Origin of the sequence: Pandoraea norimbergensis, from assembly GCF_001465545.3 — a bacterium.
GTDB classification, from domain to species: Bacteria; Pseudomonadota; Gammaproteobacteria; order Burkholderiales; family Burkholderiaceae; genus Pandoraea; species Pandoraea norimbergensis.
In genome coordinates this window covers 937,313-948,878 of record NZ_CP013480.3, presented here as the reverse complement: position 1 = coordinate 948,878, position 11,566 = coordinate 937,313, and the positions used below count along the sequence as shown (strand labels likewise).

Annotated in this window: 9 protein-coding genes; 5 read left to right on the top strand and 4 right to left on the bottom strand. The window is 62.9% G+C overall.

Translation table 11 applies throughout. The features are described from left to right. The first annotated feature begins 189 nt into the window (after positions 1-189). Positions 190-1,593: an amino acid permease gene (locus tag AT302_RS04260; protein WP_058377361.1), complete on the top strand. Its 1,404-nt coding sequence runs from the start codon at positions 190-192 to the stop codon at positions 1,591-1,593. Positions 1,594-1,709: 116 nt separating this feature from the next. On the opposite strand, the gene AT302_RS04255 is transcribed toward AT302_RS04260, so the two are convergent. The 4 genes from AT302_RS04255 to AT302_RS04240 form a co-directional block, all read right to left on the bottom strand. Continuing rightward, positions 1,710-2,663, bottom strand: coding sequence for a CobW family GTP-binding protein (locus AT302_RS04255; protein ID WP_237172057.1), 954 nt, complete (start codon positions 2,661-2,663; stop codon positions 1,710-1,712). Between the two features lie 11 nt (positions 2,664-2,674). Further along, a complete protein-coding gene (locus AT302_RS04250) occupies positions 2,675-4,342 on the bottom strand; it encodes an amidohydrolase (RefSeq protein WP_058377360.1) in 1,668 nt (555 codons plus the stop codon). A 2-nt stretch (positions 4,343-4,344) separates the two neighbouring features. Beyond that, on the bottom strand, positions 4,345-5,763 hold the full coding sequence (locus tag AT302_RS04245) for a sodium:solute symporter family protein (protein WP_058377359.1): 1,419 nt from the start codon (positions 5,761-5,763) through the stop codon (positions 4,345-4,347). A 99-nt stretch (positions 5,764-5,862) separates the two neighbouring features. Beyond that, complete coding sequence (locus AT302_RS04240) at positions 5,863-6,063, bottom strand: DUF3311 domain-containing protein (RefSeq protein ID WP_058377358.1); 201 nt, start codon at positions 6,061-6,063, stop codon at positions 5,863-5,865. A gap of 247 nt (positions 6,064-6,310) precedes the next feature. Between AT302_RS04240 and AT302_RS04235 the strand changes: the two genes are divergently transcribed. From AT302_RS04235 to pta, 4 genes are all read left to right on the top strand, one after another. Beyond that, entirely contained in the window at positions 6,311-7,771 is a 1,461-nt protein-coding gene (locus tag AT302_RS04235; RefSeq protein ID WP_058377357.1) for an NAD(P)/FAD-dependent oxidoreductase, read from the top strand. Positions 7,772-7,847: 76 nt separating this feature from the next. Continuing rightward, on the top strand, positions 7,848-8,237 hold the full coding sequence (locus tag AT302_RS04230; protein ID WP_058377356.1) for a nuclear transport factor 2 family protein: 390 nt from the start codon (positions 7,848-7,850) through the stop codon (positions 8,235-8,237). Between the two features lie 333 nt (positions 8,238-8,570). Continuing rightward, positions 8,571-10,403, top strand: coding sequence for a sulfoacetaldehyde acetyltransferase (gene xsc, locus AT302_RS04225; RefSeq protein WP_174554600.1), 1,833 nt, complete (start codon positions 8,571-8,573; stop codon positions 10,401-10,403). Between the two features lie 125 nt (positions 10,404-10,528). After that, complete coding sequence (pta, locus tag AT302_RS04220; RefSeq protein WP_058377355.1) at positions 10,529-11,566, top strand: phosphate acetyltransferase; 1,038 nt, start codon at positions 10,529-10,531, stop codon at positions 11,564-11,566.

Genomic DNA, 11,566 nt, shown 5'->3' with positions numbered 1-11,566 from the left:
GTGTGGCAGTCGAGACATTGCAACGCGGGCACCTTGCCCGCGAGCGGCATTTCGCCACGTCCCCCCGTAATTTCCATTCCCCCGAGTTCTCCCCGTCTTCCCTGCATTCCCTGTGCTACCCCGACAACGTCCGTGCTTTCGTCGCGCACGGCTGCGCCAGCGTACCCGTACCTTGCATGGGAGGTCGCCATGGCCGGTCATGACAATGGTGCCAAGCTGCATTCAAGCCTGAAGCAGCGCCACATGAGCATGATTGCGCTTGGCGGCGTGATCGGTGCGGGTCTGTTCGTCGGCAGCGGTGTGGTCGTGCATGCGGCCGGTCCTGCGGCGGTGCTGTCGTTTCTGATCACCGGTGCGCTGGTCGTGCTGGTGATGCGCATGCTGGGTGAGATGGCGTGCGCATTGCCCGCCGTCGGTTCGTTCTACGAGTACGCCCGCCTCGCGTGGGACGACAAGCCCGTGGGCGGTGAACTGGCCGGGTTTCTGACCGGCTGGATGTACTGGTACTTCTGGGTGATCGTGGTGGCCGTCGAAGCCGTGGCGGGCGCCAACCTGATTCAGTTCTGGCTGCCGGATATTCCCGCGTGGGCCATCAGCCTCGTGCTGCTCGTCGTGCTCACGCTGACCAACCTCGTGTCGGTGGCCTCGTACGGCGAGTTCGAATTCTGGTTCGCCTCGATCAAGGTGGCCGCCATCGTCGTGTTCCTGTTCCTCGGCGGGTTGTTCGTGTTCGGCATGTGGCCGGGCGCGGTTGCCAGCACCGGCAATCTGCTCTCGCATGGCGGGTTCATGCCGAATGGCATCGGTCCGGTGATGGCCGGGGCGGTCGCGGCGACAGGCTTCTACTTCGGTGCCGAAATCGTCACGATCGCGGCGGCAGAAGCGGCCGAGCCGCAACAGGCCGTTGCGCGTGCGACGAATTCCGTGATCGGACGCGTGCTGTTCTTCTACATCGGCTCGATCCTGCTCGTCGTGATGCTCGTACCTTGGAACTCGGCGGGCATGGCCACGCCGTATGTGAGCGCGCTCGAAGCAATGCGCATCCCGGCAGCGGCCCACATCATGAACGCTGTGGTGCTGACCGCCGTGCTCTCGGCGCTGAACTCCGGCCTGTACGCGTCGTCGCGCATGTTGTTCGCGCTGACGCGTCGTGGCGATGCGCCCCGCTCGCTGGCCAAGCTCAATTCACGAGGCGTGCCGGTTCGGGCGATTCTCGTGGGCACGTTGTTCGGCTACGCTGCGGTGGTGATGTCCTACGTGTCGCCGGATACCGTGTTCGCATTCCTCGTGAACTCGTACGGCACGGTGGCCATCTTCGTCTACGTGTTGATCGCGTTCTCGCAGTTGCGACTGCGCAAGCGTCTTGAACGTGAAGCCCCGGGCAAGCTCAAGGTGCGCATGTGGTGCTTCCCGTACCTGACTTGGGTGGCGATCATCGGCATGTTGTCGATCGTGGGCGCGATGGCGTTCATCCCCGATCAGCGCACGCCGCTCGCGCTGGGCATTGTCAGCCTGACGGTGCTGCTCGTGGCGTTCACGGTGCGTTCGATCTGGCGCAAACTGCGCTCGCCGGACCCCGGTTACGAAATCTGATTCATCGCGATAGCGTGATCGAATAACGACGCCGGCCGCAGACTTCTGCGGCCGGTGTCGTTTTGGAAGGGAAGATCAGGCGAATGAGGTGTGAACGCCGAGACGGGTTGGCGGCGTCAGTGGCAGGCCGAATGCAGTGCTTGAGAGAGCAGACGCTGCTCGTCGTCGGAGAAGATGCCGATGAGCACGATCACCGACGTTTGCGAGGGAAGATCCGGGCGCCGGGTGAGCATCGAGCGACGCCCCACGACATGCAGTTCGCTCATCTGGCCCGGTTGCAGAGAGACAAAGCCCTTGGCGCGCCAAAGCTGGCCCGGATACATCGCCAACGCCGCCTTCAGACGAGTGCGGTCGAACACTTCAGACGTTTCCACGTTGAAACTGCGCAGCCCTGCTGGCAATGCGCGCGACGGCGCACGCAGGGGGCGCGCCGGAAAGTCGCCCGACAACGCGATTTCGTCATCGGGAAACAGGATCGCCGTCGGCACGACACCGTTCTCTGCCGTCACGACTACCTGAGTCGCGCCCAGCGAGGACAGCCGGTTGCGCGCGGCGCGCAGCTTGTCTTCCCCCACGAGGTCGATCTTGGTGAGTACCAGCGTGCTGGCCGCTTCGATCTGCCGCCGTGCAATATCGCCGACGTAACGATCGTCGAGTACGTCATCGATGCCGTCGACATCCACGGCAACCACAATGCCGTGCAGTCGGAATGCCCGGCCGAGCATGCCGACCTGAGCAATGCGCACCGGGTCGGAGACGCCACTCGCTTCGATCACCAGCAAGTCGGGGCGCTCGGCACGTTCACTGAGCGCCAACAGCGTTTCCACCAGACGGCCGCCGATGGTGCAGCACACGCAGCCGTTTTCCAGCCCGATCACGTCGTCGCCACGCTCGCGAATGAGCGCGGCATCGACGTTGATCGAACCGAAGTCGTTGACGAGCACGGTCACACGCAAGCCGTCCGCATTGCGCAGCAGGGCGTTGATCAGTGTCGTCTTGCCGGCGCCAAGATAACCGCCGAGTACGATCATCGGAATCGGCGGGCGAAGTGTTCCGCTCCCCGGCGTCATGACGGTATCCATCACGCCGGGGAGCGGAACACCTCGCCGCCCAGCACCGTGCCCCAGACCGGCATTTGCCGCAGGTCGTCGATCGGCACCTCGTACGGATCGGCATCGAGCACCGCGAAGTCCGCGTACTTGCCGACTTCGATGCTGCCGATCAGATGGTCCATACCGAGCGAGAACGCGGCGCCCAACGTCACGGCACGCAACGCGTCGGCCACGGGCAAGCGAAGCGATTCACCGAGAATGCGGCCCGAGGACGTCTCGCGCTTGGTCGCACACCACGCGGTGAACAGCGGATTGAGTTGCGTGATCGGTGCGTCCGAATGCAGCGCAAACGGCAGACCGAGTTGTCGCGCGATCTCAGCGGCGTCCATGCGGTTTGCGCGATCTGGCCCCATCGTCTGCTGGTAGTGCGCGTCGCCCCAGTAGTACACGTGATTGGCGAAGAAGTTCACGCACATGCCCAGCCGTTGTGCGCGGGTGAGCTGCGCAACATCGGCCATCTGGCAATGTTGCAGTGTGTGACGATGATCCACACGCGGGTGGCGCGCCAGCAGCGTTTCGATGGCGTCGAGCACCACGTCGGTCGCTTCGTCGCCGTTCGTATGGATATGCAGTTGCAGACCTGCCGCATGGAACGGCATGAACGTGTCGACCAGTTGCGACGGCGGAATCAACCAGAGGCCGTTCGGCTTGCCGTTGAAATACCCCGGCCAGCGCACGCGCGCCGTAAAGCCCTGAATCGAGCCATCGACGATGAACTTCACCGGTCCGTAATGCAGTTTGTCGGTGTTGCCTTCGCGCGCATTCAGGACACGTTCCGGTCCGCCTTCCGGGCAACGTTGCGGCGCGAAGGCGGGCACGATGCGAATCGGATAAGCGGGGTCGGCCGTGATCTCGTGCAGATTGGCGTTACCGGTCTCGGTCAGGTCGTTGACGAGGTCGGTCGCCGTCGTCACCCCGGCAAGCTGCGCCACGCGTCCGAAATTCCAGATAGCGCGCGGGCTCTCGCTGGCAGCAATCGACAAGCCTTCGCCGATCACGCGGTACACAGGGAACATCGCGGCGAATTCCTGCAACTCGCCCGTCGGCTCGCCATCGGCGCCCATCACGACACCTTCGACATCGGTGTCGCCGTCGATGCCCGCAAGCTCAAGCATCGGCGTGTTCACATTCATCAGATGCACGCTGGCGTGCAGAATCGCGATGGGACGCGTGATCGAAATCGTATCGAGATCGCGCGCCACGAGCGGCGTGTCTTCGAAGAAGATCGGATCGTAGCCCCAAGCGAGCAACGGCTTGTGATTGTCGGTCAGCTTGCGCTCAGCTTCACGCAACCTGTCGATGACGGCGGCGGGCGTCTTCAACCCCTCCCACAAGTAGCCGTCTGGACCGCGCCGGTCGTAATAGCCCACATAGACGGCGTCCCACATCGCGCCTTCCATCAGGTGGCAATGCCCCTCGACCAGACCGGGCATCAGCACCTTGTCGCGCAACGTCTCGTCGGGGGCGGCGTCGGTCCAGCGGCGCATGTCGTCCAAACCGCCGACCGCGAGAATCTTGCCGTCGCACACGGCCACGTGCGTCGCGACCGGTTGCGCCGGGTTCATCGTCAGAATCTTGCGCGCGGCAAAAACACGCACGTCGCTCCGTGATACCGCCTTGTTGTCTCTGTCTGTCATTTCTACTTCTTGTAGGTGGAAAGCGTGCCCACGGCGGGGCCCATCGAACGCTCACGGCTGCCGCCGAGCATCAGGTGCAACACGGCCATCACCACCACGTTGACGATCAGGCAGATCAGTCCGAGGTTCACGCCGCCGAGGTCCGGGTTCTTGAAGTAAAGCACGAGCGCCAGCCCTTGTCCTGCCAGCACACCGGCCGCGACCGCCGATGCCCGCACCCGCAGACGAAACACTACGGCGATCACACCGGGCAGAAACTGCGTCACGCCGTAGTACGCCATGTTGATAAGCGTGAGCATCAGGTTTGGCGTGAGCAGCGTCAGCACGATGGAGCCCAGCAGATACAGCACGATCACGACCTTGGAACTGGCCTTCTGCCGATGCTCGGGCATGCCGGACAGGATGTTGCGCGTGACGATCGGCCCCAAGGCGAGACAGATGCCAGCCAGCACCAGCAACCCGGAGAGTGCCGCGCCCGCAGCCACCAACCCCACGAGCCACGACGGCAGCAGTTGCGTCACGGCGGCGAAGAACGCCTCGTTGGGCGAGCTCAGCGTAATGTTCTGACTGATGGCGTAATACGACGCCAGCACCAGAAACGGATACATCAGCATGTAGAGCGGCATGGCGACCTGCGTGCGGCGGATCGTACTGGCGCTCTTCGCCGTAAAGAAGTTCTGCACGCCAAATGGCATCACGTACATGCCGAGCGACTGGAACACGATTGTCGTCATCGCGAACGTCAGTTGCTGCGTGCTCATCGCATTGCTCACGTGCTGACTGGCGGCCTGAAACACAGGCGTCACGCCCGCTTCCCACGCCACGGCCACGCCGGTGATCACGATGGCCGCGACCATCAGGATGTCTTTGAGCACGGCGATGTAAGCCGACGCACGCACCCCGGCAATCGCAATGTAGATGAACGCGAGCAGCGCCGAGAACGAAATCAGCCAGAGCGGCTGGAAGTTCCAGCCCAAGCTCTTGAGTGCGGCGACCAGTCCGGTGAACTGCAACTGGCCCCAAGGCAGCAGGAACACGATGGCGGTCACCGCCACCACCAATTCGAGAAAGCGGCTGTTGAAGTGCCCCTTGAACAGATCGGGCAGCGTGATCGCGTTGTAGCGCTTGCCGGCGTCCCAGATTTTCGGCCCGAGAAAATAGCCGATCGGGTAGGCCAGCAGGATGTAGCCAAGGAACCAGACGCCGTACGTCGGCCCTTTGGCGTAGATGCCGCCCGGAAACCCGACCATCGTGCCGATGCTGTAGATCTCGCCGGCCGCGAGAAAGAACACGAGCCATGCGCCGAACTGGCGCGATGCGACGAAGAAGTCGTGCATGCTCTGCGGCCCGCGGCCGCCGCGCGCTCGCAATGCGAGATAGACCGACAACAGAATGAAGCCGGCAAAAATGAGGGTGGCCATCGAGGTAATCTCCGAAAGGCGCGTAACGAAGGGGGAACGGCTAGCGCGCGAGGGCGCAGACGAAAGTGGGCGTAAGTGGACGTTTGCAGAACTCGGGGCTTAAGCGGGTTCTTCAACCTGATGGCGGTCGAACAGCATCCAGCACAGATAGAGACAGCCCGAGGTCAGTACGAACCACAAGAAGATCCAGCCGTAGATGAACGGCACGCCGAGCACATAGCGGTCGACGGAGGCCGCCCACGGTAAGAGCCCGACGACGCCGAGGTACGGCAAACCAAGTCCAATGAGCAATCTGAGCATGTCCTGTCTCCGGCACGCGACACGTTGTTCGGCAGGTGTACCAGCACGGCTGGCCACCTATTTGTCTGGCCCAGTATCTACAGCCAAAAATCACGACGTTTAGAGCCACATCGCAGGAACGTGTGGTGCCAGTCACGTGATTTTGGTGGACCACTGACGACGCGTCGCGGTTGTGCCGACGGTGCTTTTCGCTGGCACCATCACAAAGCGCCGGTGGTACTAATGCGCGGAAATTGTTCTTGGCAGTATGGGCTCATTTCCTCAGGAGCCTACCGTGGGTACGATTGATTCCTTCGCGCTGGATCGTCGCTCCGAAGCTGCGCCGTACGATCCGCTTTACGATCCGCTAGTCTCGGCGAACCCGGGACTCGGCATGGATTACGCACCGACCTACTGGGTCGCCACCGCTGGCGATCCGCCCGAAGACGATGGCCCGCTGCCCGGCGATGCCGACGTCGATGTGGTCATCGTTGGCGCTGGCTTTACCGGCCTTGCCACGGCGCTATTCCTCGCTCGCGAACACGGCATCCGCGCGACCGTGCTCGAAGCCAACCGTACCTGCTGGGGCTGCACTAGCCGCAACGGCGGACAAGGCCAGAACGCCAGCGGACGTCTCTATCGTTCGCAGTGGATCGAGCGCTGGGGCAAAGAAACCGCACTGAAGCTCGACGCCGAAATTCGCGAAGGCTTCGACACCTTCAAATCGCTGGTCGCCGAAGTGCCCGCGTGCGATCCGCAACCGGGCGGCCATCTCTACATCGCGCACCGCGAGCGCAAGATGGACTTCCTGCGCAACGAAGCGAAGGTCATGCGCGACGTGTTCGGTTACGACACGCGCATCCTCTCGCGCGACGACGTGCGCGAACAGTATGTCGACGATCAGGAGAACTGCGGCGCGCTGCACGAGCCGGACGGCATCGGCGTGCATCCGCTCAAGCTCGCGTTCGGCTATCTGCGCATGGCGCGGGCGCTCGGCGCCCGAGTCCATCCGTCAACGCCGGTGCTCAGCGTCGAAACCATCAACGGCGTGCATCACGTGCGCACGCCGCGCGGGGTCGTACGCGCCAAGGCAGTGGCGTTCGCCACGGGCGGCTACACCCGCAACGACGTGACCAAGGCGTTGCGCGCGAAGATCATGCCGATTCTGTCGAACTCGCTCGTCACGCGCGTGCTTACGCCGGAAGAACTCGCGGCCACCAACTTCCGCACGCACGAAGTCATTACCGATACGCGCACGCTTCGCTATTACTACCGGCTGCTGCCCGACAACCGTTTGCAGATCGGCAGCCGCAGTTCGATCACCGGCGCCGATGCGCAAAATCCGAAACACATGGCCGTGCTCGTCGAGGGGCTGCATCGCAAATTCCCGGCGTTGCGCGGTATTCGCGTGGACTACTCGTGGTGGGGCTGGGTCGATGTCAGCCACGACATGATGCCGCGCGTCACCCAACCCGACCCGCGCCAGAGCCTGTTCTATGCGGTGGGCTATGGCGGCAACGGGGTGTCGTTCTCGGCGCACGCCGGACGCCGTCTCGCCCAGCGCATCGCCGGTGAGCGCGATCCGTCGTGGAGCCTGCCGATCTACGACTCGGCGCTGCAATACCCGAACGTGTTCGGCACCGTGCAATGGCAAGGCTTCGCGCCGTTCCGCCGTATCGGCCAGCGCTTTCTTTATCAGCGATACCACGCGCAGGACGAAGCGCGTTGACTCGCTGTGCGTTCTGCCTTATTGGCCTCACCTGATTCACCCGATTCATCTGAATCACTTGTTTTTGGACTGATCAATGACGACATCTAACGCCTCCGCCGACCTCCAGTTGCTGGCCTCGTTCAACGACGCCTGGAACCGGCACGACATCGACGCCCTCATGGCCTGCATGACCGACACGTGTGTGTTTCACGCCGTGGCGGGCCCCGACATGATGGGCCGCACCTTCGAGGGCCGCGAGGCGGTGCGCGCCGCCTTCCAATCGGCGTGGGAAAACTTCCCGGACGCCTCGTGGACCGAAGGCGACCACTTCGTGAACGGCAATCGCGGCGTATCCGAATCGACCTTTCGCGGCACCAAGGCCGACGGCACCCGTGTGGAAGCGCGCATGGTCGACGTGTTCACCCTGCGCGACGGCAAGATCGAAGTGAAGAACGCCTTCCGCAAGGATCGCCCGGCGTTCTGAGTGATGTCGGCAAGACCATGACACCTGTCAGCCACCCGGCGTTGCCCCCCCTTCGCGCGCGGCAGTTCACTCTGCCGGCCACCTGTTGCATGCGGGTGGCTGAAGGATTAGACGCCGGGTTCTTTGCCCCGCCTGCCGGGGCATTTTTTCTTTTTGCCGACGGCGTCTCGTCCCACTCGCCGTCTTTGTGCCAAACCGAACGTTACATTTTTCAATACAAAACATACCAATAAATAAAAATACAGATTGACCAGGGCGAATGAATCGCCTAGATTTCCACTTACGCAATGAAATCGGAATTATTTGTTCCGTTTATTTTTCACTGGAGACACCATGAACGCCAAAGACCCGGCTACGGCCACCCAGCAACTCACGGCCACCGACGCGGGCCCGCAGACCATGACGCCGTCTGAGGCGTTTGTCGAAACGATGGTCGCCAACGGCGTGAGCGAGATGTTCGGCATCATGGGCTCGGCCTTCATGGATGCGATGGATATCTTCGCGCCCGCAGGCATTCGTCTGATTCCGGTCGTGCACGAACAAGGCGCTGGCCACATGGCCGACGGCTACGCTCGCGTGTCGGGCCGTCATGGTGTCGTGATCGGCCAGAATGGCCCCGGCATCAGCAACTGCGTGACGGCAATTGCCGCCGCTTACTGGGCGCACAGCCCGGTCGTGATCGTCACGCCGGAAGCCGGCACGATGGGTATCGGTCTCGGCGGCTTTCAGGAAGCGAAGCAACTGCCGATGTTCCAGGAGTTCACGAAGTATCAGGGCCACGTGACGCATCCGGCCCGCATGGCCGAATTCACGGGCCGCTGCTTCGACCGCGCCATGGCTGAAATGGGCCCGACGCAACTCAACATCCCGCGTGACTATTTCTATGGCCAGATCAAGGCCGAGATTCCGCGTCCGCAACGTCTCGATCGTGGCGCAGGCGGCGACGAGCGTCTGAACGAAGCGGCCGAATTGCTGGCACAAGCCAAGTTCCCGGTGATCATCTCGGGCGGCGGTGTGGTCATGGCCGACGCCATCGAAGAATGCAAGGCACTCGCCGAGCGTCTGGGCGCACCGGTCGTCAACAGCTACCTGCACAACGATTCGTTCCCGGCCAATCATCCGCTGTGGTGCGGCCCGCTCGGCTATCAAGGCTCGAAGGCCGCGATGAAGCTGCTCGCACAGGCCGACGTCGTCGTCGCCCTCGGCTCGCGACTCGGACCGTTCGGCACGCTGCCGCAGCACGGCCTCGACTACTGGCCGAAGAACGCCAAGATCATCCAGATCGATGCCGATCACAAGATGCTCGGTCTCGTGAAGAAGATCTCGGTCGGGATCTGCGGCGATGCCAAGGCCGCCGCTATCGCCCTGTCGCAGCGTCTGGCCGAGCGCACACTCGCGTGCGATGCGACGCGTGGTTCGCGCGCCGATCAGATCGCGACGGAAAAGGCCGCGTGGGAGAAGGAACTCGACGAGTGGACCCACGAGCGCGATCCGTACAGCCTCGACATGATCGAAGAGCAGGCGAAGGAACGCACGTTCAACGGCGGCCACTATCTGCATCCGCGTCAGGTGCTGCGCGAACTCGAGAAGGCCATGCCGGAAGACGTGATGGTCTCGACCGACATCGGCAACATCAACTCGGTCGCGAACAGCTACCTGCGCTTTAACAAGCCGCGCAGCTTCTTCGCCGCCATGAGCTGGGGCAACTGCGGTTACGCGTTCCCGACGATTATCGGCGCGAAGGTTGCCGCACCGCATCGCCCGGCCGTGTCGTACGCCGGTGACGGCGCATGGGGCATGAGCTTGATGGAGACGCTGACGTGCGTGCGCCATAACATTCCGGTCACGGCCGTGGTGTTCCACAACCGTCAGTGGGGCGCGGAGAAGAAGAATCAGGTCGACTTCTACAACCGCCGCTTTGTGGCGGGAGAACTCGACAGCCCGAGCTTTGCCGGTATCGCCAAGGCGATGGGCGCCGAAGGCATCGTGGTCGATCGTCTGGAAGACGTGGGCCCGGCGCTCAAGAAGGCCATCGACATGCAGATGAATCACGGCAAGACGACCATCATCGAAATCATGTGTACCCGTGAGCTGGGCGATCCGTTCCGTCGCGATGCCCTCTCGAAGCCGGTGCGCACGCTCGACAAGTACAAGGACTACGTCTGATCGTCGTACGGTAGTTTTGCGCTGTATGCAGGGTGATAGCGCTCCCGGCTCTGTGGGTGCCGGGGGCGCTTTTTTTATTCCGCTCGCCACGTCGCCAAGACGGCGAGCTTCTGGGCTTTGACATCATGAAAGCCATGCACCGCATTCTCGACACGGCACGCAGCGCCCCCCAGCGCATCGTGCTGTGTGAATCGGAAGACCCCCGCGTGCTGGAAGCCGCCGCACGCGCCACGCGCGAAGGCATCGCCCGCATCGTGCTCGTCGGCGACATCAACAAGACGTTGCGTGCAGCAGACGCGGCCGGTGTCGATCTCGCCGGGATGGAAGTGATCGATCCGGCGACCTCACCGCTGGCGGATGAATTCGCGCAGACGTGGTTCGCCATGCGCGAAAAAAAGGGCATCACGCGCGAGCAAGCCGCCGCCGAAATGCGCACGCCGTTGGGCTTCGCCAACATGATGCTGCGTCTCGGTCATGCCGATGGCTCCGTGGCCGGCGCCGTCAACACCACGGCCGACGTGGTTCGCATGGCCATTCAACTGGTTGGCGTGCAGCCGTCGTTTCAACTCGTGTCGAGCTTCTTCCTGATGATGCTCTGCGAGCCGTTCCACACGATGAAGGGCGGTCTGATCTTTTCCGACTGCGCGCTCGTGGTCGATCCCGATGCCGCGCAACTGGCGCAAATTGCCATGGCCGCAGCCGACAGCGCACAAGCGTTGCTGATGGAGTCACCGCGCGTGGCGATGCTCTCGTTCTCCACCAGCGGCAGCGCCCGGCATGCGGCGGTCGACAAGGTGGTGGAAGCGACACGTCTCGTGAAAGCGGCTCGTCCGCAACTCGCGATCGATGGCGACGTTCAACTCGACGCGGCCATCGTCGCCGAGATTGCCCAACGCAAGGTCGCTCACTCGCAAGTGGAAGGCCACGCGAATACGCTGATCTTCCCGAGTCTCGACGCTGGCAACATCGGCTACAAGCTCGCAGAACGGATTGGCGGTGCCAAAGCTATCGGCCCGCTGCTGCAAGGGCTCAACCGCCCCGCCAACGATCTTTCGCGCGGCTGTAGCGCCGACGACATCTATTACGTCATCGGCGTCACCTGCGTGCAGGCGCAGGCCGCGCTGGCCCGGCTCGCCAACACCGCAGCGCCCGTCGTCGCATGA